The organism is Gammaproteobacteria bacterium (genome assembly GCA_011682695.1).
GTDB lineage: Bacteria > Actinomycetota > Acidimicrobiia > Spongiisociales > UBA4744 > BMS3Bbin01.
In genome coordinates this window covers 1-23,351 of record JAACED010000032.1, presented here as the reverse complement: position 1 = coordinate 23,351, position 23,351 = coordinate 1, and the positions used below count along the sequence as shown (strand labels likewise).

The following is a 23,351-nucleotide window of genomic DNA, read 5'->3' as shown; positions in this document are numbered from 1 at the left end:
AGACGACACACATATACAAGGGCATTATTCCGTTCGTCATCATCCAGGTTGTTGGACTCGCGTTGGTGATCTTGTTTCCCGAACTGGCGCTCTGGCTGCCGCAGCGAATGGGCGGCTAGTCGAGCGGTCCGAGAAGCAAAAGAGGGGCGGCCACATGGCCGCCCCTCTCAGTTGGTCAAGCGATCGTCAGAGCTGATACGCCGGCGAGATCAGGTCGTAGTAGGCCTTCTCGGAGACCGTGCTCCATCCGCCGACCTGCTCGTGGAACTTCTGATAGTTGTCCCACACCTTGGCGCTCTGCGGATCGCCGGCTGCGATTCCATCGATCACCTCGGTTGCAGTCTTTCTCAGCGTTGCCATCACACTCTCGGGGAACGGGCGCAGTTGCACACCGTTCTCCGTCGTGAGCCGCTTCAATGCTGCCCCGTTCTGCGAGTCGAACTGTGCGATTTCCCAGATGTTCTGGTTGTAGGCGGCGATTGCACAGATCTGCTTCAGGTCCTCGGGAAGCTTGCTCCACTCGGACTTGTTGATCGTGAGCTCCAGCGCCGTGCCCGGCTCATGCCATCCTGGGAAGTAGTAGTACTTGGCGACCTTGTAGAACCCCATCAACTCGTCGTGGTACGGACCCACCCACTCGGTGGCGTCGATGACACCACGTTCGAGGTTGGTGTAGATCTCGCCACCGGCAACGAGGGTTGCCGACGCTCCGAGCGCGTCGATCACCTTTCCGCCAAGACCGGGGATCCTCATCTTGAGGCCTTTGAAGTCGTCGACGGAGTTGATTTCCTTGTTGAACCAGCCGCCCATCTGGACGCCCGTGTTGCCCGCAGGGAATGGGACGACGTTGAATTCGTCGTATGTGTCCTGCCAGAGCTTCAGGCCGTCGCCACCGAAGAACCAGGCCATGAGCTGCTGGTAGTTCATGCCGAACGGCACTGCGGCGAAGAACTGGGACGCCGGCGCCTTGCCTGCGTTGTAGTACGCGGCGCCGTTGCCTACCTGGGCCGTGCCGGCCGAGACGTTGTCGAACCACTCGAGGGCCGGCACCAACTCTCCGGCGCCGTACACGGTGATCTTGATCCGTCCATCGGACATCTTCTCGACGTCATTGGCCCAGTTCACCACACCATCGGCGAGGATTGGAAGCGTCGGTGGCCAGGTGGTCACCATGGTCCACTCGATCACGTCCTTGACGATGTTCGGAGCGGCAATGGTGGTTTCGGCGGTCGAAGTGTCGTCTTTGGAGCAGGCCGCGAGGGCAAGACCACCCACCGCTGCGGCTCCCGCGGCCATTGAGGCTTTCTTGAGAAAGTCTCGCCGACCAATCGGTTCGGCGACTTCGATTTCTTCGGCCTCGACAGGAATGTCGGGCATATCGCTCATGGGAACTCCCTCCGCGCGGGTGACTGTCGGGAAAGATAGCGGGTATAAGGTCTGCGTGTCGCCGATTCCTTGTGTTCTGTTGGCCCGGAGATGAGTCCTGGATGGGTACGCCGAGGGGGTATACACGGGATCGTGGGACCTTCTCGGAGGCGGTGGCGACGGCCGCCCATCGGCGAACGCAGGGCTCGGAGATACACCGACCGAACCCGCGAACCCAGCGTTCGGGGGTTCTAGAACGGCACGCCGACCGCGTCGCAGAGGAACTCCATGAATGGCGCGGCAGTGCGGCAGAGCTTCGCATAGGCGTCGATGAAGCCTTCGGATGTGACGGCCTTCTGGGTGAGCTGGGTCGACGCGATGTAATCCTTGCGCTTCAGGTCGTCGATCACGGGGTGCTCGGGGTCGAATCCGCGAGGTGGGCGCTTGAGAGAGTCGCCTTCGAGCGTGTAGACGTCAAGGAACCGTTTGGAGCGGGTCACTCGTTTCCAGCGAGTCGGATCTTCGGCGATCGCCTCGCGAATCGATCGTGCCGACATTGCGTCCGGGCGCCAAAGCCCCACTCCGGCGAATACGGCTCCGGGCTCGAGGTGGAGGTAGAAGCCGGGGGCGTGAACGTCTCTGCCTGCTTCGTGACGGAACTGGAAACCGGTGTTGATCTTGTACGGACTCTTGTCCCTCGTGAATCGGACGTCCCGATAGATCCGGAACATCGAACCGCCGCTGGCACGCGCATCAGCGACGAAGTGTGGGCTGATCTTGGCGAGGTGCGGGGCGAAGTCGTCGACGAACTGGAGGCCGGGCTGTCGCACCGCACGCTCGTAGCGCTGCTTGTTGGCGTTGAACCAAGCGCGATCGTTGTTGGCTTCGAGGTCCCGCAGGAAACTGAATAGGGCTGGAGTAAATGAGCGTTTTGGTGCCATGTCCACAACCTACGCGCCGAGTCGGACAATATATAGGGGTGTATTCGGCGTAGCCTCGCGGCATGATCCATCGACCGTCGACGATGCCGCTCCGAGAAGACGCTCTCCCCGGCCGAGCCACTCCGATGCAGGTACCCGAGCGCCACTACGTGCTTGGCTCGCGGCAGGTGCCGCCGTTCCCCGAGGGGACGGAACGAGCGCTCTTCGCCATGGGCTGCTTTTGGGGAGCCGAGCGGATGTTCTGGCTGCTCCCCGGTGTCTACGGCACGTCGGTCGGATATGCGGGCGGGTTCACGCCGAACGCCAACTATGAAGAGGTGTGCAGCGGTGCGACGGGTCACGCGGAGGTTGTCCAGGTCGTGTTCGATCCGAGCAACGTGTCCTATGACGAACTGTTGCGTGTCTTCTGGGAAGGGCACGATCCCACCCAGGGGATGCGCCAGGGCAACGACATCGGCACGCAGTATCGATCGGCGGTGTACACGTTCGGGGACGATCGGCAGACCGCAGCCGAGCAGTCGCTCGAGCGTTACCAGCAGGAGCTCTCGGCCGTCGGGTTCGCGACGATTACGACTGAGATACGCCCCGCAGGTGAGTTCTTCTACGCCGAGGAGTATCACCAGCAGTACCTGGCCAAGAACCCGAGTGGGTATTGCGGGATGGGTGGGACGGGAGTGGCCTGCCCGTCAGGTCTCCCCACTTGAGGTTTCTCGTCAATGCTGGCGTCGCTATTCGACGCTTCCATTGACGAGAAACCAGAGGGGATTACCCGCGGATGATCTCGACCGCCTTGTTGAGCAGGAAGTCCGGTTCGGCCCCGTCGGGAATCTCGATCTCGATGTCCGGAGTGAGTCCGACTTTGCCGTAGTCGTGTCCTTTGGGTGTTACCCAGCGAGCCACGGTCAGTTTCAGCGCTCCACCGTTGCCGAGGTTGAACTGTTGCTGCACGGTGTTCTTGCCGAAGGTGTGCTCACCGATCACGGTGGCCCGGCCTGCATCCATGAACGCACCGGTGACGACTTCGGATGCCGAGGCGCTGGCACGGTCGACCAGGACGTACAGGGCGATGTTCGGATCCGTGGCCGCGCCGCCGGGGGTGACCTGATACTCCTCGGTATCCCCCGGTGCTTCCGTCCGGAGAACCAACCCATCGGAGAGGAACTCACTCGCAACGAAGATTGCCGAATTCAGAGATCCACCTGGATTGTGCTGGAGATCGAGGATGATGGTGGTCGCGCCCGCATCGAGGAGTTTGCGGAGGGCGGTGTCGACCTGTTGAGGCGCGTTCGCTGCGAAGATCGTGAGCTTGAGGTAGCCGATTGAGTCGTCGATCATCCGGGAAGCGACGATCGGGATGTCGATGGCGGCGCGCGTAATCGTGAACTCCAGCTGAGTCCCGTCCCGCAGAATGCCAATGGTGACATCGGTTCCGGCGGGGCCGCGAACCTCCGCGATCACCTCATCGACGAGCCATCCGTCGATGGATTCACCATTGACCGTGGTCATGATGTCTCCGGATTGCAGGCCTGCGCCCTCAGCCGGTCCGCCCTCGAGCGGAGTGACGATGACGAGTCGGCACGTATCCGAGATGGTGGAGCAGGGACCATTCTCGGGAGTGCTGGTGTCCTCCGGGCGCACGAGAGCGCCGATGCCCTCGATCTGTCCTGACGTCTCCTCCTGGAACCGGGCGAGCGCTTCCGGGGAGAAGTAGACGCTGTAGGGATCGTCGAGTCCGTACTGGAGCATTCCGCTGATTGCGGCCGCTACGAGTTCCGGGGTGGGCGCAGGGTCTGTGCGCTCTTCTTCGACGAACGCGTCGCATACCTGAGCGAAGGCCGGCGAAGGAAGTGCACAGGTCAGCGAGTCCGGTGCGGTCGCCCCCGGCTCGCTTTCATGTTCGGTTATGCCGCGAGCAGCTCCTTCTGCCAGACGAGAGTCGTCGACAGGATCGACGTAGCTGGTCGTGATGATGTGATAGGCAGTGCAGAGCGGCCGGAAGTCCTTCGGCGGATCGTCACAAGTGGTGGTGCCGGCAGGGGTGACCGTCGTTGGCGAGTTCATCGTCGCGGTCGGCTGTGGGGTCACTCCAGATGCGGTGCTGCTCGGGGGAACAGCCGGTGCCGTGCACGCGACCAGGGTGAGGATTGCGGCGGCGAGAAGTGCTCGGTACTTCATGTGTGACCCGATTCAACCGTATTTCGCAGAAAATCTCGCATCGAGCCATCCGTTCTCGTGACGTCCCGCAGAAACCAACCCTGCCAAGCGTTACGAGAACGGGTGGTCGGTGGCGTACGAGCGCAGTGTCGCGGGTGTTGCGTCGTCCAGGATCTCGAGGACGTCGACGAACAGGGTGTTTCCTGCCGCCCGAAGGATCCGGTCCGCCTCCGTTGCGCGTCTGGGAAGGTGCGAGGTGAGCAGAAGTACGTTCGCGTTCTCTTGCCGGAGAACCGCAGCCTTCCCGAGGCTGCGCAGTACGGCGTCGGCCGTCGAAAGGCCGTTCTGAGTGATGGTGAAGCCTCCGGAAACGTCGATCAGCCATGAGGCGCCGTTCAATCCGCGGGCGGTGAGGCTGACGACGACACCGTTGACAGGCCGGTTCCTTCCCACGATCGAGAAGCCGGCGTCTGTAACCACGTTCGCCGCCACATCGAGCAGCTTCTTGCCGGCCAGTCGATACTCGGACGGCTCGTCCGAGCGTTCGGCAAGGCGGGTTCTGGCGATCTCGACGTATGCCGGGTCGAGGTCATAGCCGACGCTGCACCGTCGAGATCGAGCAGCAGCGACAAGCGTCGTCCCCGATCCCATGAACGGATCGAGGACGAGGTCGCCTTCGAACGTGTAGAGATTGATGAGCCGTTCAGGGAGTGCGATCGGAAACGGCGCCGGATGCCCGACACGAAGGGCACTCTCCGGGTGGATCTCCCACACGTCCAGGGTCGCCTCGAGGAATTCGTCAGTGCTGAGCGAGTCCTCGTGGGGGAGTCCTTCGCGAGCTCGCCGGGCACGGCTTCGAGCCCGGTTGAACCGCCCTTTCGACGCGATGATGATGCGTTCGGTCGTATCGCGCAGGACGGGGTTCGTGGCGCTCGCGAACGAACCCCAGGCGCAGGATCCGGACATCCCCCTGCCCTTGCGCCAGACGATTTCTCCGCGTAGGAGCAGGCCGAGGTCGTCCTGGAGGATGTCGATGACATCCGACGAAAGACTGCGATACGGTTTTCGGCCGAGGTTGGCTACGTTGACGGCGATACGGCCGCCGGGTTCGAGGACGCGCTTGCACTCCGTGAAGACATCCCGGAGGAGGTCCAGGTATTCGACGTATGATCCCGGCACACCGTCGATTCCGAGCGCCTCCTCGTATTCTTTGCCCGCGAAGTAGGGGGGCGACGTGACGACGAGTGCCACGCAGTTGTCGGGAAGCGCGTCCATCGAGCGGGCATCACCGACGAAGCAGCCGTCGCCGAGTTCCCGAGCGACGGTGATGTGGTCGTCGTCGCTGATCTCCGGCGGTTGGAAGCGAGCGTAGAAACTGCTCGCATCATGCGCCTCTCTTCGGCTCACTCCGAAGTTCGAAGTGCTTGTCCCGCGTCGTTGTCGTGCCATCACCGCTGCAATGTACGCGAAGGTGGGTGAGAACGCGAGGACCCCGACGTTTGTGAGTATCCCGCCCCGTCCCAGAACCCAAGGCTCGGGACAACAAGAAACTCATCCACGAGCGCCGGGTTCAGGAGAGAGGTTGCATCGTGGGGGAGTGGATTCGGCCGGCCGGCATCGGCCGGGTCACTCGGTGGCATGGCGTATCGAAGACGGGGATCCAGTCAAAGGGCGGGTCTTGCCGAACGTGCCGCCGGCTGTCGGACCCTCGTACAGCCGGCGAAGGCCTGAAACGGAGCTTCCCAGATTCGGGTTCTTGGGATAGCCTTTTCCATGGGAGAGACTGCGAAAGGAACTGCGATGAAGAGACTTTTGGCGACGGCGGCCGTACTCGTGCTCACCGTTGCGGCGACTGGCTGCGGGGCTGCGGCAGAGAAGGTGAGTGAGAAGGTCGCCGAGAAGGCGATTGAGCAAGCAGGCGGCGGCAGCGTGGACATACAGCAGTCCGGCTCAGGCGACAACGCCGTGATCAAAGTCGAGTCCGAAGAGGGGACCATGATCATCGGAGGTGGGGAGATTCCGGAGAGTCTGACGGTTCCGGTTCCCGACGGCGGTGAGGTCACCGGTTCGGTCTCGGCGCCGGACGCAGTGACCGTGAGCATCGCCTACCCGAAGGGTGACTACGACGCCATTGTGGAGTTCTACGACGACTGGACGGGGTCGCGCGATTACGAGAAGAACAGCTTCTCCACCGAGGACGGCGATCTGAAGGTCCGCTCGACCATGTGGTTCTCGAATGACGGGAACACATCGATCACTGTGAGCGACGGCTGCACAATGACGTCCGCTGACGAAACAGGCGTATGCGTCATGATCATCGAAAGCAGCTAGCAGGGCCGGACCGGTGGTTTGGGTGCCTTGAGAAGGTTGTTGGCTTGCAGGCGCCGGTTTGGATCTCTTCTCTGCTGGCATGGAATCGCTGCGGTTGTGTCACCGTGGGGGGATGTCGCGTGCCGGCCCGAATCGGATTGCGTTGATGGCGAGGGACCGGGCCGAGGCTGCGTAGCCACGGATCAACTCAAGTGGGCGCGCGTTTCGTTGAACTCGCGAAAACCAAGCCTCGGATACGGTTGCGAACACATGTTCGATTCCGGTACCGTTGCACCCCCTGATCGGAGGTGGCATGCAGCCAGGGCCGACAGCTTCCCCCAAGACCAGTGACGAGGTGATGCGTTTGCGACGACGCCTCGGTGAGCTTCGTCGCCGCTATGGCAGATTCGAGGAGCCGGGGCAGTTGTACCGTCTGGAAAGGGATGTCCAGCGCCGTACGAAGCGGGTCGAAGCCTTGCGGTGCCAGATCGTGCAGATCGAAGAACAGATCAGATGGCTGGATGCCGAGATCGTCGGGTTTGGGAAAGGTCTCGAGATGCTCCTCGGTGACACCATCCGTCGCATCGAGCGGGAGCATGCTGAAGCCTGGTCACCGGCGCCGGTGCTCGGATACCGTATCTGGAAGCTGAAGAATGGCGGTCTGTACGGTGTGAGAGTTCGCTGGAATGGCCCCGTGTTGGATGCGGTGTGTTCTCACACCTTCGATGACGATGAGATTCCTCACACCGACCGGCGATGCGGCAGGCTCGGGTGCGGTGTGTACGCGGTGAAAGATGTGCGCGGACTCCTCCAGGAATTCGTTGCCGGGGAGCGGTGTGGCTTCGCTGCTGGTCTCGTTGCCCTGACCGGCAAGGTCGTGGAGCACGAGCGCGGCTACCGGGCGGCGCATGCGCGCGTCGTGACGCTGGCCGTAGCAGGACCAGTAAACGTCGTCTTTGCCGATGATCAGGATGCCATCGCTGCCATCTTCGACGATCCGCCAGTCGAGGGAGCGGTCGGCGAGAGCACCTGGAGAGAGGTGCACGATCAGATCGAGCAGTACCTGTTGGAAGGAGCACGGAGGAACGAATGGATATTGGCGAGGAAAAACGAGTGATCATCGTCGAACCGATGCAGGCGCCTATGCAGCCCCAAGAACCGGAGCCGATGCGTGAGCCAGATCGTGTCCCCGCAGAACCGGAACGAGAGACCGAGCCCGCGTCGGCGGAGCCGGAGCCGGCCCGTACGTGAACCTTCGCCGGGCCCCGCGAGGGTCATCGCGACAGAGACGCACGACGGGCACGTCCGTCTTGACCAGGGGCGGCTGATCCGGTGGTCTTGGCGATGTTGGAGTCGATGCCGGCGCGTCGGAGGACTCTGATCACGTCACGAATGTGCCGCGGCGCAAGAGAAGGGGGTCGGTCAGTCGGCTGCAACCTCGGCACCGAGGGCACCGAGAGCGCCGGTGGGAACGCTCCCGATTTCGGCGATCCGCCGGCTTATCACGCACCAGGCGGCGATGCCCGTGAGCACACTCGCGACTGCCGCGGCAGCGAACACTCCGTTCAGCCCGATGAGCCGTGAGCCCAGAAACGCCAGAGGCAGATAGAGCACGAAGAGTCGGATGGTGCTGAGTGCCGTTGAGTGCAGAGGCTTATTGAGTGCGTTGAGCGCCGAGCTGCTGACCATGAGGATTCCTACGAGCCCGTAGCCCACGGGGACGATGCGCAGATAGTCGCGCACCACCAGAATGACGCTCGTGTCGTCCGTGAACACATGTGCAATGGTGGTTCCGAAGAGTCCGAACACCGCAAAGAGCATCAGGCCCCAGACGAGTGCGAAGCGCCGCGCCACGCGCACCGCCTCGGCGACCCGTTCAGGTTTGCCGGCTCCCCAGTTCTGGCCGACGAACGGTGTCACCGTCGCGGAGAGGGCCATGACGATTCCGAGGCCGAACGCCTCGACGCGGGATGCGACGCCGAAGCCTGCAACCGACAGGGCGCCGTAGGTTGCCACCAGGCCGGTGATGACCGCTGTGGACAGTGGGACGACGAGTTGGGTCCCGGCGGCGGGAAGCCCGACGAACAGGATCTTGCGCCAAGAGTCGAGTGTGTCGATCAGTCGGGTTCGGGTGAAGGCCACCATCTGTTCCCGGTGAATGAGCACCCACAGCGAAGCGGTGAGGCTCATAGCTCGGGCGATCATCGTCGCCAGGGCCGCTCCCTGGATACCCATGGCGGGGAACGGGCCGATGCCGAAGATCATCAGTGGATCGAGGACGACGTTCACAAGGGCTGCAACCATCATGATTGCCGCCGGTGTCTTCATGTCGCCGGTGGCTCGGATCGCTGCGTTACCGGTCATCGGGACGATCACGAAGCTCACTCCGATGTACCAGATGGTCATGTACTGGCGGATGAGCGGGAGGGTTTGGTCGGTCGCTCCCAGCATTCGGAAGACGGGATCGATGGTCGCCAGGCCGACGATGCTAAACACTGCCACGATGATCACCGCCAGGGCCAGGCCGTCGGTCGTGAGGCGCTGCACCTGTTGTTGGTCACCCTTGCCGATCGAGCGAGAAATCACCGCAGACATACCGACGCCGATTCCCTGAGCGATGCTGCCGATGATCATCACGACCGGGAAGGTGAAGCTGATCGCCGCGAGTTCGTCGGTGCCGACGCGCCCAAGGAAGGCTGTGTCCGCCAGGTTGAAGGCGATCATCGTGAAGATGGCAAATGCCATCGGAATCGTCAGCCGCAGGAGGGTCCGCCCTACGGGGCCTTCGATCAGGCGAGCGCCTTGTGGTTGGGTCATGCCGGGTTCCTCGATCGACGGCGTAGTGCCGTCCGTGCCGATAGACGAGGCGCAAGAGTACTGCATCTCGTTCTCGTAACAGTTCGTGCGGATAGTCGATGTCGAGCGTCACGAGAACGACGCTATGTGTGGGACCCGGAGGCCCCACACATAGCTCAGGAGGAATCGGAGAGGGAAGGTTTCCTAGTGCTCGCCTGCTTCCTCCCCGCCCTCGTCCGCGCCGCCGGCTTCCTGGTGGAGGACGGTGCCGTTGCCGGCGTCGACCTTCACATCGGCGCCGGCACCGGACGAGTTGGTGATCTCGACCGAGTAGACAACCGCGCCGTTCTCATTGTCGAGTTCGACCTTCTGAACGGTGCCGTCGAATGCCCCAAGAGCGGCATCTCTGGCGGCCTGTTCACCGATCAGACCCGGTGTGCCGGCAAGAGCCTTCGCTTCTGCCGCTTCATCGCCGCTATCGCTGTCCTGCGGAGCCGTCAGGCTGGACGAGTAGGAGGGCGATCGCTCATTCTTGCCCTGGTCGGTCCCGTCTTCCTTGCCGGGCACCTCGGTAGCGTCGTCGGCCTCGGACTGCGATTCCAATTGGACTTGATCGGCATCCGGCGTCGTAGCCTCGACCTGCCCTGGCTGGGCAGGTTGCTGCACCGTCGCTGGAGCCTGGGTTGGAGCCGACGTCTGGGCCGGCGCTTGACCAGTCTGCGCGATCGCTGCGCTGCCCACGCCGAGTGATGCGAGGGCAACCAGTGCGATAGCCGCAATGCTGGTTTTCTTCTTGACGTTCACAGCTCATACCTCCTTTTCGGTACGTGGAGCTTGCCCACAGTGTTCACCACCGGTCCTGTGTAAACCCTGAGCCATCCTGAGAAGCTCACAGGTTCAACAGCGACAACCGGGGGTCGTGCTCTCAGCTCCCTCTCAGGTTCTGCTCGGTAGCCTCAATGTCATGCATCATGAGCACTCTTCAGTCCGGACTTTCGTCGATGGCGAAAGTGTTCTCCGGATGGAGAGAGGTCAGGAACCACTACTCCAGGGGTGGTCCCTCGGATGCCGAACGCCTCTCTGGCCGGAACGAGCCGGGAGGATCGCGTGAGGCTGCTGGTCGTCGATGATGAAGTGAAGCTCGCCTCGTATGTCAAACGTGGGCTGGAGGCGGAAGGCCACGCCGTGGACATCGCCCATGACGGCGAGGAAGGCCTTTGGCTTGCTCGCAACCAACCCTATGACGTGATCATCCTCGACATCATGCTTCCGCGCCGCAATGGGTACCAGGTTTGCGCCGATCTGCGAGAAGAGGGGAATTGGACCCCGATTGTCATGTTGACGGCCAAGGACGGGGAGTATGACCTCGCCGAAGCGCTTGACACCGGAGCAGATGACTACTTGACGAAGCCGTTCTCATTCGTGGTGCTGCTGGCCCGGATCCGAGCGCTGGCGCGCCGAGGCGACACCGCCCGTCCGACAGTCCTCTCCGTCGGCGACCTCACACTCGATCCTGCAGACCACCGATGCATGCGAGGAGACGAGGAGGTGCGGCTCACTCCGAAGGAGTTCTCCCTGCTCGAGCATCTGATGCGGTACCCGGGTGAGGTTCTTTCGAAGCTCGATATTCTGAATGCGGTGTGGGATTGGGGATTCGACGGCGATCCAAACGTTGTGGAGGTGTATATCGGCTATCTCCGCAAGAAGATCGATGCCCCGTACGGTCGGAGATCGATCGAGACGGTGAGGGGTGTCGGGTACCGCCTCGTGCCGGACGACGCTCGAGATGCCTAGGCGACTCAGGCTTCCGACGGGCGTGAGGGCGCAGGCCACCTTGCTCGCGACCGTGGTCGTGACGGGCGCGCTGTTGATCGCCGCAACGACCCTTATGCTCCTGACCCGCGCGAACCTGACTCGATCGTTGGAGACGGTCCTCATCTCTCGGGCAATGGACATCGCGAGCCTGGCTTCATCGGATGCTTGGCAGTCCGTCATTCCTCCCGTTCGGGGAACCTCGGCGCAGGTCGTCGATCGTTCGGGCCGCGTCATTGCAACGACTCCCGATATCGAGGGCCAGCAAGCGATCTCGCGCATCGAAGTTCCCGCAGGAGGGGTTCGGCTCTTTCAGATCGCGAGCTTGGATGGTTCCAATACGGAGGATCAGGGAGAACATGTCGATGAAGAGGGTCCGTATCTACTGGTGGTCACCGGGGCAGCGTCTGGTGACGAGGTTCTTCAGGTGGCTGTCGTCGGCTCGCTGGCACCCGTTAGGGGAGCAGTTGCGACGCTGGGGCCGATGCTCGCTGTCGGTATCCCCCTGCTGGTGGTCGTCGTTGCCTGGATGACCTGGGTACTCGTGGGTCGTTCGCTGCGGCCAGTCGAGGACATGATCACCCGAGCAGACGGGATTACGTTTGCGAGGCTCAGCAGGCGTATTCAAATGCCCGAAGGCAACGATGAGATCCATCACCTCGCGGGGACGCTCAACCGGATGCTGGATCGTCTCGAGTCGTCTGTCATTCGGCAACGTCGTTTTGTTTCAGATGCTTCGCATGAACTGAAGAGTCCGGTCGCATCCCTCCTGACCATGGCGGAGGTAGCCGAATCGGCGCGTACGCAGATAGAGATGAAAGAGTTTGCCGGAGATGTCGCCGGGGAGGCTCGACGGCTTGCGCTGCTCGTGGAGGATCTTCTCATCCTGTCCCGTGCCGACGAAGACCACTTCCAACTCGAGCGCACTTCATTCGATCTGGCCGAGCTCGTCCGAGAAGAGGTCGGGTCGATGGACATCGTGGACGTCTCATTCGATGTGTCAGGCCTTGCCGCGACGCACGTGCACGTGGATCGGCGAAGAATGAGGCAACTTGCCCGCAACCTTCTCGACAACGCCGTCCGGCACACTGGCGGGCGGGTGTGGGTCGAGGCCGGTGCGCGAGAGGGTTCTACGTACCTGGTCGTCGCGGACGACGGACCTGGTATTCCCCAGAACCGTCGTGAAGAGATCTTCGGTCGTTTCGTGCGCCTCGACGATGCACGGTCTCGTGTCGTGGGAGGCACTGGTCTCGGTCTCGCAGTGGTGAAGGCCATCGTTGAAGCACACGGGGGCACGGTGCAGGTCGTGGATGATGACCGGTTCCCGGGTGCAGTGTTTCGCGTCGACCTACCCGCAGGTGGTTCTCGGCAAGGAACCTGAGGAGCAGGTCGACGGTCGATCGCGATGTTCGCCCGGGGTGGTATCGACGTGCCGCTGAAGTCCCCCCTTGATCATCTCCCCGCTATGGTTATTTGACCGCTCGTTCGGGGTCTTCGTGTTTTCTTCTCTCATCGTCTATCGGTCCTGGATCGTGTTCGTAGGGACATTTGTTCTCGGCGACTCCATCGTGCTGTCGGCGGGGGCGCTGGCGTCGCAGGGACACTGGGGTCTCCCTTCGGTCTTTGGATGGGCGCTATTGGGCACGGTGGTATCGGACACGATGTGGTTCTCGATGTCCGGGAGGACGCTCGCGCGGATCCGCCGGGACCCTGATCGGCTCGTCCGGTTCGACAGGGTCGTCGACAAGCTCGACAGGTGGGTCGGGGACCATCCCCATCGGGGACTCTTGTTTGTGAAGCTCCTCTACGGGACCCGGGTGTTGTCACTGGTCTACATGTCGGTGAAAGAGGTACCGACACGCAGATTCGTCGTGTTCGATACGGTCGGGGCGATGTTGTGGCTCGGCGTGCTGCTTCCTCTCGGTTGGATCGCCGGGACGCAGCTCGACGTCCTGCAACGGAGTGTTCCGCATGCCGAAATGCTCCTGCTTGTTGTGGCGATCGTCGGTTTCGCCGTGAAGAGAGGCTGGTCATGGATGCGCCACACGGAGGCGTGACGGCGATCGTCGCCGCGTACAACGAGGCTCCCCGCATTGGGCGAGTGCTCGATGTACTGACCACATATCCGGGTTTTGAAGAGGTCATCGTGGTGGACGACGGGTCGACCGACGGCACCGCAGATGTGGTCGCCGCCTACCCGGTCACCTATCTGCGCATCGATCCGAATCAGGGCAAGGGTCACGCCATGGACGTTGGGGTCTCGCATGCGAAAACCGAGGTGATCTTCTTTGCCGACGCCGATATCACGGGGCTGACGCATCAGATGATCACCGCGACGGTGCAACCGGTGCTCGACGGGTCCTGCGAGATGTTCATCCTCATGCGTAACCGCAAGATCTACTACTTGCGTCTACTGATGCACTTCATTCCGCTGCTCGGGGGTGAGCGTGCGATCACCAAACGGTTGTGGGAGCAGCTTCCCGACCGGTACAAAGTCCGCTTCCGAATCGAAGCGGGGCTCAACTTCTATGCCGTGTACTACGGCAAAGGGCTCAGATACCGGGTGTTCCGAGGGATTTCGCAGACGGTGAAGGAAGAGAAGTACGGACTCTGGTTGGGCCTGCAGCGTAGGCTGCGCATGTTCGGCGACATCGTCTTGGCCGCATGGAATCTGCAGCGAAACGACGTGCCCACGACGGTCGAAGCGCGACGCATCGCGGCATTGGGTGTCGTGGCGAGCGTGGTTGGTTTGGTGTCGGGGTTGTTCGTCGTCGCGGCGACGCTTGCGGGCCCGATTGGTTTCATACGTTCGGTTTTTGCTCACGAACTGATGGAGGATCCGGGCGCTCCGCTGGTGCGGTGGCTCGAGTCGATCGCCTCAGGGGTGAGTGCCCCGATACTTCTGGCCCTCGGAGGAGTGCTCGTTGTGCTCAATCTCCTCTTCTTCACCCGCGCGCTACTGCGTCTCATGTCCATCGGGAGGATACGTTCGGAGGGGTGACCTCGAAGGGTAGGGTTGCGCCCGGGATCGAGGAAAGGGCGCTGATGGTTCGGGTTGCTGCGGTACAGGCAGGGTCGATCGCGTTTGACACGCCGGCGACGCTGAGAAAGCTGGAACGACTCGTGGCGGAGGCGGCAGAACGAGACGCCGACCTCGTCGTGTTCCCGGAGGCCTTCGTCGGTGGCTACCCGAAGGGTCATGATTTCGGCGCGGTCGTCGGATCTCGCACCGAGGAAGGCCGCGACTGGTTCCGCCGATACTGGGAGTCGGCGATCAACCTCCCAGGTCACGAGTCGGAACGGATCGGCGCAGCGGCCACCGAGCACGGCGTACATCTGGTCGTCGGAGTCATCGAACGCGACGGTGGGACGCTTTACTGCACGGCGGTGTTCTTCGGTCCCGACGGGGTGATGCTCGGTACACACCGCAAGCTCATGCCAACGGCCGCCGAACGTCTCATCTGGGGGTTCGGTGACGGTTCCACCATGCCGGTGATCGAGACGTCGGTCGGCCGGCTCGGGGCGGCGATCTGCTGGGAGAACTACCTGCCGCTCTATCGTGCCGCCCTCTACGCGAAAGGTGTGCAGATATGGTGCGCGCCCACTGTTGACGATCGGGAACGGTGGGCTGCATCGATGCAGCACATCGCCGTCGAGGGGCGCTGCTTTGTCGTCTCTGTGGGCCAGTACACGACCCGTGCCGACTATCCGGACGACTATCCGATCGAAGCCGGACCGGATCAGGTACTGATCGGCGGGGGCAGCTGTGTCGTCGATCCCCATGGGAGATTTCTCGTGGAACCGGATCGCAAAGGGGAGGCGGTCCTTGTCACGGACATCGACCTGGGCGAGATCCCCCGTGCGACGTTCGACCTCGATGTGGTAGGCCACTACGCGCGTCCCGACGTATTCCGGCTCATCGTGAATGAGGAACCGCAACAGCCGGTCTCGTTCGATGGCTTTCAGGAGTGAGCTTCGTAGCGCCACTGTGATCGCGTAGCCAACCGTGCGGATCCGCACCGGCAGGCTCCCCGGACGGCTGAAAGCTGTCCACTACCGTCTGTCCACATGAATCCTGTCGCCGCTGCCCATCGCATCCATCGAGACCTCCCCGTCGTGGACGGTCACAACGACCTGCCGTGGGCGATCAGGACGCGAGCCGGCGGTGCGCTCGACGTTGCCGATCCTCGAACCCGTCTCGACGGATATCACACCGATTTCCCTCGGCTACGCGAGGGCGGCGTCGGCGCGCAGTTCTGGTCTGTGTACGTGCCGGCGTGGAGCAGATCGCCGCTGAGCGAAACCGTCGAGCAGATCGATCTGGTTCGGCGAATGTCGGCGATGGCGCCCGAGTGGACGGAACTCGCTGTCAGCTCCGACGATGTCGACCGCATTCGGGCTTCTGGTCGGGTCGCGGGGTTGCTCGGAGCCGAGGGTGGCCACAGCATCGAGAACTCTCTCCCTGCGCTGAGGGCACTTGGCGATCTGGGGGTGCGCTACATGACGCTCACGCACATGGACACGATCGATTGGGCCGACTCGGCCACTGATGAGCCTCGTCACGGTGGCCTGACCGGCTTCGGCAGAGATGTGGTGCGGGAGATGAACCGGATCGCGATGCTGGTCGATATCTCCCACGTGTCGGTCGACACGATGTGGGATGCCTTGGAGGTGTCGACGGCTCCGGTGGTTGCCTCGCACTCGAGCACCGCCGCGCTGGCTTCGCACCCTCGCAACATTCCCGACGATGTGCTCGAAGCGATCGGGCATTCCGGTGGGGTGGTGATGATCAACTTCTATCCCGGCTTCCTCATTGCCGAATCGGCGGAGAAGTCACTCGACCTGTTTGCCGAGGCCAGACGCCTCCACGCCGAGTTGAACGACGACGGGGCAGTCGAGGAGGCGATGCGGCGCATGGCCGAGGATGATCCTATGGAGCCCGGATCCGTGACCGATGTCGTCGACCACATCGAACATGCGGTCCGTGTCGCAGGTGTCGATCATGTAGGGTTTGGAAGCGACTTCGATGGCATCGATGTCGTCCCCGCGGGGCTGGAGGACGTGTCGTGCTATCCGAACATCACCGCCGAACTCCTCGGGAGAGGCTGGGATGAGCAGGCGATCCGCAAAGTCCTTGGGGAGAACGCGCTGCGCGTACTCCGAGACGCAGAGCAGGTCGCTGCCTCACTCACCTGACGCGTTCATATCGACGCGCAGACAGGTCTCGAGAACTTTCGATCAAGCCGTCGAATCTGCTCGTCGATATTCGTCTGTACCGGCGTAGACGTTCCCAAGGAGGAAGATGATGCGGCGGAGTTTCTGGATACTTCTGACGATGGCGGCTCTGGCGATGGCCACGGTCGGGATCGTGAGTGCTGCCAGTGCCGACGAGGCATTGGCAAACGGCGACTACACCTTGACGGTGCCCGGTGTGGGGGACGTGACACTGAACGTCGACGGCAGCACGGTCACGGTCATGGCGGCACCTGAGGGTTTCACAGATCTCGTTGTGTCAACGAGTGACGATGGCGAGTTCGTGCTCACTTCGGACACCATGTCGATCGAAGTCGAAGTCGAAGTCGAACACGGAACTTTCGATAGTGAGGTCAAGGTCGATCTGGGCCGGCTGGAGCCTGGTGACCACATCGTGACGGTCGGCACATTCAGCTTCACGATCACGGTTGCCGCAGACGGGTCTCTGTCAATGGATCAGCCGGACGGCTTCACGCTGCAAACGAGCGATGGGCACCTGAAACTCACCGCCGACGACGGTTCGATCACGATCGAGATCAAGGTGGAGGACGGAAGAGTCGAAGCCTGCATCTCGAGCTCCGAAGCCGATGCGTCTTCCGACGAGGAGATCTCGGCTGACAGTCGGGAGTCCGAGGAGATGTCGGCCGATGGTCGGGAGTCTGACGAGGTCTCGGCCGATGGTCAGGAGTCTGACGAGGTCTCGGCCGATGGTCAGGAGTCTGACGAGGTCTCGGCCGATGGTCAGGACTCTGATCATGAGGAATCAGACTCGGAAACCGACGCGAGTTCGGACGAAGGATCCGATGAAGGCGCGACCACAACCGTGACCGCGAGCACAAGTAGCTAGACCAAGAGACCAAGAGGTGGGAGGCGTCCGGACGCGACGCCTCCCACCGGAATCGACAAGGGTGATGCCGGCAGCCGAGAAGGACCTCGATGCGCTCGTTCCCGCTCTTCGCAGGCGGGATTCTGTCGCGTTCAGGCGGCTGTACGAAGCTCTCGCCAATCCGCTTGGCAGATTTGCGTTCGGGATGCTCCGTGACCGTTCTGCAGCGGAGGACGCCGTCCAACAGGCGTTTCTCGAGTTCGTCAAGGCGGCGCCCGATCTGGTGGGAGACGGTCGTTCCGTTCGGGCCTGGCTGTATCGAAGTGTCAGGTTCACGTGTCTGGATGAGATCCGCCGTCGGTCCAGGCGACCCGAACAGCTCATGGACGAGGTCCCCGAACCAGAGTCTCAGGGAGCAGATCCGGTCGACCTGGGGTTCGATTCGAATCTCGAAGCGGCGTTCTCGGCGCTCACTCCCCACCAGCGAACCGTCATGTTGCTGCGCCATGTAGTGGGGATGTCGGGTGCCGAAGTGGCCCAAGTCGTCGGTTCCAACAGAGCGGCCGTCTACGCGATGATCGCTCGTGCCGAAGCTTCTTTGCGCAGGGCACTCTCAGCAGTCGAATCCGACGGTTCCGCGGCGTCTGGACCTGTGAAGGGCGAGCCTGCGTTTGGGAGGGCGCACAAATGAGAACCATGAAGCGGCAGCAGTTGACACAGATGCTCGAGGACTGGACGAAGTTCGAGATCTCGGAAGAGGCGCGCGCCGGCCACCTGAACGCGATCTCCGCAGCCGTCGAGTCTGCCCCGGTTGTGCTCCCGGTGGCTCGCTCCCGGTGGTCGATGGCGCTTCGGCGCAGGATCACCGGCCTGTTGATTGCCACGATGACGTTGGGACCCGCCGGTGTGGCGTTCGCGGCGCAAGGGTCGCTTCCCGGCGACTCGCTCTATCCGGCCAAGCGGGTCGTCGAGCGGGTCCAGGCGGTGTTTGATCCGTCGATTCCGGCCCGTCACCGTCTCGACGAGGTGTCCGGTTTGATGGCCAGAGGCGACGATTCGTCCGAAGTCGCTCGCGCACTTCAAGAAGCCGCCGAAGCGGTAGCGGCCGCTCCAGACGGTGGCGCGCTCTCTGCGACGCTGGAAGCCCTGCAGAAGGAAGTCGAGCCGAACCTGGCGGAACCTGTCGGGGAGGAAGCAGAGGGTCCGACAGGGTCATCTGTCGAGCCTTCCGAGGAGAGTGCCACCGAGCCTGCGGGAGCGTCGGATGCCGAGCAGGCCGAGGGCTCCGAGGAGAGTGCCACCGAGCCTGCGGGAGCGTCGGATGCCGAGCAGGCCGAGGGCTCCGAGGAGAGTGCCACCGAATCTGCGGAAGCGCCAGATGCCGTGGAGCCCAGTTCTCCGTCTTCGATCTCGGCTCCGGAGGAGGACGAGACGACCGTCTCGGAGCTGACGGAAGATGAGGAGCCGACCGATGTCGTCAGCGGCGAGGACACCGGCAACGAAGGATCTGAGGCCGGCGCCTCGAGCGACGGCGACGAGTTGGAACTTCCCGAATCGGAGAGGTAGGAGAAACCAAATGCACCGAAGGATCGCGTTCTTGGCCATGGCAGCGGTCGTGATGGCGGCTTGTCGTGGACCGGTTGCACAGGCGCCGGCATCGCCGGCCCCATCGACACAGCCGACCGTAACTGCGCCGGCTCCGACGACTCCGACGACGGCTGCTTCGTCGGAACTCGCACCGTATCTCGCTGCGCTCGACAGGACACTTGCCGTCTCGGCATACCGTTTCGAAGCGACCGTCCAGGCGCAGACGCAGTCCGGTGTGGTCTCGGTGGATCTGTCCGGATGGGTGAACGGCGCCGATCGCGAACTGGTGACCAGGTCAGGCGGCCAGGAGATGACGACCACCGTCAAAGATGGCGTAGCCACGATCACCACTCCCACAGGGACGACCGAGCTTCCTCTTGAAGAGGCGGCGGATGCCCCGTCGCTGCTTCTTCTGCGCGATCTCGAAGGGGCGACGATCACCGGGGATGGTGAGGTGAGCGGCACGCTCAAGGTTGCGGTGCTGCAAGGAAGCGGCCTGTCGGACGCATCGGCAGCGGGGGCCCTGACCAATGCGACGATCGCATTCGAGCCGGGCGGCGATCTGACCGGTTACACCCTCGTCGATGGCGCCCACACATGGACGATGACAGTGCGGATCTTCGACGTGGGGCAGGTCGAAGGCTGAAGATACCGGCCCGCGTTCACGCGCGGATCGTCCAGGCCATCTGACCGGGTCTGGAACGCTCGCTCTGCCCGGCATGCGACGACGTGAGTATCAGCTCGGTGCTGCGTCCGGTCACGGAGCCCGACTGCGAAGGACTGCCGCGCCGACCGTTTGCTGGATGCGACTGATCCGGTGTTCTGCTCATCTGGGCCCTGATCGTTGCGCATCCGCGACCGTTACCGAATGCATGAACGGAGCGAGAGGGGCTTGAATCCCTACATTCGACTCTGTCCAATTCATGTGCTATCTTAGACTCAGTCAAAAAGATACAGTTTGAGGAGGATTGTTATGAGTTGGACTGTGCTTCCTGAAGAGACCGCTGCCAAGGTGGCCGATGCCCTGCAACCTACGTTGGTCGACCTGATCGATCTCCATCTGCTGGGCAAGCAAGCCCACTGGACCGTCGTTGGTGAGCGTTTCCAGTCGGTTCACGAGCGCCTCGATGTGCTGGTCGATGCCTGGCGTCTCTGGAGTGACAGTGTCGCGGAGCGGATCGTCACCCTCGGCGTCATTCCAAAGGGCCGCGCCCAGGACGTTGGCAATGACGATGCGGGTGGCGAGTTCCCACTCGCCTGGCTGGCCGACAGAGACGCCATTCGCCTGGTTGCGGAGCGGGTGGAGGCGGCCGCCCGGACGGCGCGTGACCACCAGCAAGCAGTCGCCGATCTCGACGTCATCAGCGATGCGCTTCTCCAGGGGATCATCGAAGGGCTCGAGGAGCAGTTGTGGATGCTCCGCGCTCACCTCAAATGACGGAACCGATCGACGCGCACGAAAGATTGCGCTCGGCGGGCCTGAGGGTGACTCGGGCCCGCCTCGGTGTGCTCGAGACGCTGGCAGCGCTTGGAGGACACCGAACGACCGAGGACGTGGCGAGAGGACTGAAAGAACGCGGCATCACCGTTTCTCGGGCATCGATCTTCAACGTGCTGGCCGACCTGACGGCCGCCGAGCTGGTCATGGTGGCCGATGCCGGACCCGGGTCGACGCGCTACGAGATCGCAACCGAGTGGCATCACCACCTCGTGTGCCGGAACTGTGGCTCGATCATCGATGTCCCCTGCGCCAAAGGGACCAAACCATGCATGACGCCGGATGAAGGCGTGGGCGTCGTCGACGAAGCCCAGGTGATCTACAGAGGGATGTGCAGTTCCTGCCTGGCCCTGGGATCGGACCCGCCGTTGTCTGGCGAGGCATCGGCACGCTGATCGAGCGTGAACGCGAGAGAACCATCGGCCGATGTGGAAGCGACGGGATCCGGCGGCTGCGTCTGTCACTCCACACCGTGCCGGTTACATCGCACACGCCGGAGCATCAGGCAGCGTGAGGGTCAAAGGATGCTCTTGACTGTCACCCGGTAGGATCGATACTCGTGCATCGAGTCCCGGCTCCTGTTCTCCTCATCCTTTCTGCGCTGCTGTGGGGAGGTAACTTCGTGGTGGGAAGGGCGGTCTCTGCCGGGATCCCCCCGCTGTCGCTGAGTTTCTACCGCTGGCTCACCGCCCTCGTCGTGCTGGTGATCATCTCCGGGCCGGCCGTCCGGCAATCGATCCCCGAGCTACGGCGCCATCTCGGTTGGCTCGCGATATCGTCGTTCACCGGTGTGCTGCTCTTCCACACTCTCGTGTACACGGGGCTGCACACGACGACAGCCGTCAACGCGAGCCTGATCGTGGCCACCTCACCGGTCGTGATTCCACTCGTCGTCTACGTGGCCTTTCGGGAGCACATCACTGCTCGGGAGGGCGTCGGCATCGTGGCGACGATGCTCGGTGTGATCGTCGTGCTCACTCGCGGCGACTTCGGGGCGCTCGGAGGGCTGCGCTTCGCCGTTGGCGACCTGCTCATTCTCGGTGCGGTCGTGGCGTGGGCCGTCTACTCCGTTGGACTTCGTCGACGACCGAATGTACCTCCGGTGGTGCTGCTGACAGCCGTGGCGGCGGTGGGCACATTGTTGCTGCTCCCCCTGTACCTGTGGGAGCTGGCAACCGTGGGCGGATTCGCGCCGACCATGCCCCACATCGCGACGATCCTCTACGTCGGACTGTTCGCTTCGGTCACCGCCTATCTCGCGTGGAACCGGGGCGTGGTGATGATCGGACCCACGAAGGCCGGCCCATATCTGAATCTGATGCCACTGTTCTCTGCGACGCTGGCCGTGCTCTTTCTCGGCGAGACGATCCATGTGTACCACCTCGTTGGCGGGGTCTTCATTGCCTTCGGGCTCTGGGTGAGCACGGTGCAACCCGGTGACCGGTCCCTGTTGGCTTCGAGCGGCACGTGAGTGCTGGATCGCTTGCGCCGACGCTTGGACCCCATCGTCATGAGTATTGGGAGTCCTCGCTGTTCCCCGGGAGGTAGTGTGAACGACATGAACGGTGGAGCTTTGCGGCGCTTGATGATGTATCCCCATCGTGGGGTTGTTCGGCGCGTGTGAGATCCGCTGAGGACCCTGTTCACGGGGCCCGATGGTGAAGGTGGTCTCCGTAGCGGGGGTGAGGAGGGGACCATGACGAATCGCTTCTACATAACGACCGCGATTCCCTATGTGAACGCGTCACCGCATCTCGGGCACGCGCTCGAGTTGGTTCAAGCGGATGTACTCGCCCGTCATCGCAGGCAAGCCGGCGACGAGGTGCGATTCCTGTCAGGGACCGATGACAATGCCCTGAAGAACGTGCTCGCGGCGGAGGCCGCCGGCGTCTCTGTCGAGCGGTATGTCCAGACGAGAGCGGACGAGTTCGAGTCATTGCGTCGACCGTTGGCGCTGTCGCTCGATGATTACATTCGTACGAGCACCGACCTTCGCCACCGCAGCGGTGTCGAGCGGCTCTGGAACGCGTGTGCCGAATCGGGGGATCTGTACACGCGCAGTTACGAGGGCCTCTACTGCGTTGGTTGCGAGCAGTTCTATGCAGATGGCGAACTCATCGACGGCGCCTGTCCTGAACACGACACGGCGGTCGATCGAGTGGCCGAACGTAACTGGTTCTTCCGGTTGAGCCGTCACGAGGACGAATTGCTCGAGGCGATCGGTAGCGGCCGACTGCGGATCGAACCGGAGGTGCGGCGCAACGAGGTAGCGTCCTTCATTCAGGCCGGACTCGAGGACATCAGCGTGTCTCGTTCCGCAGAACGGGCACGCGGCTGGGGCATTCCGGTGCCGGGCGATCAGGATCAGGTGGTTTACGTCTGGTATGACGCGCTCGGCAACTACATCACCGCTCTCGGGTACGGAACGGATTCGTCCGACTACCGGACATGGTGGCTCGAGTCGGACGAGCGGGTCCATGTGATCGGAAAGGGCATCCTGCGGTTCCATGCCGTCTACTGGCCCGCGTTTCTCCTGTCGGCAGGTGAGCCGCTCCCGACGGCCATCTTCGTCCACGACTACTTGACCGTTGGCGGCGCCAAGATCAGCAAGAGTGCCGGCCCGACGGTGTCCCCGTCAGATCTCGTCGAGGTCTATGGATCGGATGCTCTCCGCTGGTGGTTTGCCGCCGATGTGCCCCGTGTCGGCGATGCCGACTTCACGGAGCAACGTCTCGTCGATCGCGTGAACCAGGATCTCGCCAACGGGTACGGCAACCTGCTCAGCCGCATCACGGCACTGCTGGTGAAG

The 23,351-nt window shown here is 62.7% G+C and carries 23 protein-coding genes; 17 read left to right on the top strand and 6 right to left on the bottom strand.

Annotation, left to right across the window (positions count from 1 at the left end):
• Positions 1-186: 186 nt before the first annotated feature.
• Together GWP04_07835 and GWP04_07830 are read right to left on the bottom strand one after the other, a co-directional pair.
• The gene (locus GWP04_07835; protein ID NIA25467.1) at positions 187-1,377 is read right to left on the bottom strand and encodes a twin-arginine translocation signal domain-containing protein; all 1,191 of its coding nucleotides are present in this window, start codon (positions 1,375-1,377) and stop codon (positions 187-189) included.
• Between the two features lie 239 nt (positions 1,378-1,616).
• Positions 1,617-2,306 (bottom strand): TIGR02453 family protein, encoded by a 690-nt coding sequence (locus GWP04_07830; protein ID NIA25466.1) that lies wholly within the window; start codon positions 2,304-2,306, stop codon positions 1,617-1,619.
• A 62-nt stretch (positions 2,307-2,368) separates the two neighbouring features.
• On the opposite strand from GWP04_07830, the gene msrA reads away from it, so the two are divergent.
• A complete protein-coding gene (gene msrA / locus GWP04_07825; GenBank protein ID NIA25465.1) occupies positions 2,369-3,010 on the top strand; it encodes a peptide-methionine (S)-S-oxide reductase MsrA in 642 nt (213 codons plus the stop codon).
• 61 nt (positions 3,011-3,071) lie between these two features.
• Here the strand turns inward: msrA and GWP04_07820 are convergent, their stop codons facing one another.
• Together GWP04_07820 and GWP04_07815 are read right to left on the bottom strand one after the other, a co-directional pair.
• On the bottom strand, positions 3,072-4,481 hold the full coding sequence (locus GWP04_07820) for a PDZ domain-containing protein (GenBank protein ID NIA25464.1): 1,410 nt from the start codon (positions 4,479-4,481) through the stop codon (positions 3,072-3,074).
• A 90-nt stretch (positions 4,482-4,571) separates the two neighbouring features.
• On the bottom strand, positions 4,572-5,909 hold the full coding sequence (locus tag GWP04_07815; protein ID NIA25463.1) for a hypothetical protein: 1,338 nt from the start codon (positions 5,907-5,909) through the stop codon (positions 4,572-4,574).
• Positions 5,910-6,260: 351 nt separating this feature from the next.
• Here GWP04_07815 and GWP04_07810 point away from each other — a divergent pair, with 351 nt between their 5' ends.
• Positions 6,261-6,791: a hypothetical protein gene (locus tag GWP04_07810; protein ID NIA25462.1), complete on the top strand. Its 531-nt coding sequence runs from the start codon at positions 6,261-6,263 to the stop codon at positions 6,789-6,791.
• 337 nt (positions 6,792-7,128) lie between these two features.
• Entirely contained in the window at positions 7,129-7,887 is a 759-nt protein-coding gene (locus GWP04_07805) for a hypothetical protein (protein ID NIA25461.1), read from the top strand.
• 305 nt (positions 7,888-8,192) lie between these two features.
• Here the strand turns inward: GWP04_07805 and GWP04_07800 are convergent, their stop codons facing one another.
• Both GWP04_07800 and GWP04_07795 read right to left on the bottom strand, forming a co-directional pair.
• Entirely contained in the window at positions 8,193-9,587 is a 1,395-nt protein-coding gene (locus GWP04_07800; protein ID NIA25460.1) for an MATE family efflux transporter, read from the bottom strand.
• A gap of 183 nt (positions 9,588-9,770) precedes the next feature.
• On the bottom strand, positions 9,771-10,370 hold the full coding sequence (locus tag GWP04_07795; protein NIA25459.1) for a hypothetical protein: 600 nt from the start codon (positions 10,368-10,370) through the stop codon (positions 9,771-9,773).
• Between the two features lie 303 nt (positions 10,371-10,673).
• On the opposite strand from GWP04_07795, the gene GWP04_07790 reads away from it, so the two are divergent.
• The 14 genes from GWP04_07790 to GWP04_07725 form a co-directional block, all read left to right on the top strand.
• Complete coding sequence (locus GWP04_07790; protein ID NIA25458.1) at positions 10,674-11,360, top strand: response regulator; 687 nt, start codon at positions 10,674-10,676, stop codon at positions 11,358-11,360.
• The gene (locus tag GWP04_07785; protein ID NIA25457.1) at positions 11,353-12,759 is read left to right on the top strand and encodes a HAMP domain-containing protein; all 1,407 of its coding nucleotides are present in this window, start codon (positions 11,353-11,355) and stop codon (positions 12,757-12,759) included. The genes GWP04_07790 and GWP04_07785 overlap by 8 nt, the downstream gene beginning before the upstream one ends.
• Positions 12,760-12,826: 67 nt before the next feature.
• Positions 12,827-13,435, top strand: a complete 609-nt coding sequence (locus GWP04_07780) for a hypothetical protein (protein ID NIA25456.1) — start codon at positions 12,827-12,829, stop codon at positions 13,433-13,435.
• Positions 13,411-14,379: a glycosyltransferase gene (locus GWP04_07775; GenBank protein ID NIA25455.1), complete on the top strand. Its 969-nt coding sequence runs from the start codon at positions 13,411-13,413 to the stop codon at positions 14,377-14,379. Before GWP04_07780 ends, GWP04_07775 begins: the two co-directional genes overlap by 25 nt.
• Positions 14,380-14,423: 44 nt before the next feature.
• Positions 14,424-15,350, top strand: coding sequence for a nitrilase (locus GWP04_07770; GenBank protein NIA25454.1), 927 nt, complete (start codon positions 14,424-14,426; stop codon positions 15,348-15,350).
• 96 nt (positions 15,351-15,446) lie between these two features.
• Positions 15,447-16,574, top strand: a complete 1,128-nt coding sequence (locus GWP04_07765) for a membrane dipeptidase (GenBank protein ID NIA25453.1) — start codon at positions 15,447-15,449, stop codon at positions 16,572-16,574.
• Between the two features lie 106 nt (positions 16,575-16,680).
• On the top strand, positions 16,681-17,478 hold the full coding sequence (locus GWP04_07760) for a hypothetical protein (protein ID NIA25452.1): 798 nt from the start codon (positions 16,681-16,683) through the stop codon (positions 17,476-17,478).
• Between the two features lie 64 nt (positions 17,479-17,542).
• A complete protein-coding gene (locus GWP04_07755; GenBank protein NIA25451.1) occupies positions 17,543-18,148 on the top strand; it encodes a sigma-70 family RNA polymerase sigma factor in 606 nt (201 codons plus the stop codon).
• The gene (locus tag GWP04_07750) at positions 18,145-19,023 is read left to right on the top strand and encodes a hypothetical protein (protein NIA25450.1); all 879 of its coding nucleotides are present in this window, start codon (positions 18,145-18,147) and stop codon (positions 19,021-19,023) included. Before GWP04_07755 ends, GWP04_07750 begins: the two co-directional genes overlap by 4 nt.
• Before the next feature lie 10 nt (positions 19,024-19,033).
• Positions 19,034-19,690: a hypothetical protein gene (locus GWP04_07745; GenBank protein ID NIA25449.1), complete on the top strand. Its 657-nt coding sequence runs from the start codon at positions 19,034-19,036 to the stop codon at positions 19,688-19,690.
• Between the two features lie 327 nt (positions 19,691-20,017).
• Positions 20,018-20,482, top strand: coding sequence for a DNA starvation/stationary phase protection protein (locus tag GWP04_07740; protein ID NIA25448.1), 465 nt, complete (start codon positions 20,018-20,020; stop codon positions 20,480-20,482).
• Positions 20,479-20,937, top strand: coding sequence for a transcriptional repressor (locus tag GWP04_07735; GenBank protein NIA25447.1), 459 nt, complete (start codon positions 20,479-20,481; stop codon positions 20,935-20,937). Before GWP04_07740 ends, GWP04_07735 begins: the two co-directional genes overlap by 4 nt.
• A 164-nt stretch (positions 20,938-21,101) precedes the next feature.
• Positions 21,102-22,013 (top strand): EamA family transporter, encoded by a 912-nt coding sequence (locus GWP04_07730; protein ID NIA25446.1) that lies wholly within the window; start codon positions 21,102-21,104, stop codon positions 22,011-22,013.
• Positions 22,014-22,238: 225 nt separating this feature from the next.
• Positions 22,239-23,351, top strand: a 1,113-nt coding sequence (locus GWP04_07725) for a methionine--tRNA ligase (protein NIA25445.1), incomplete at its 3' end; no start/stop codon positions are given.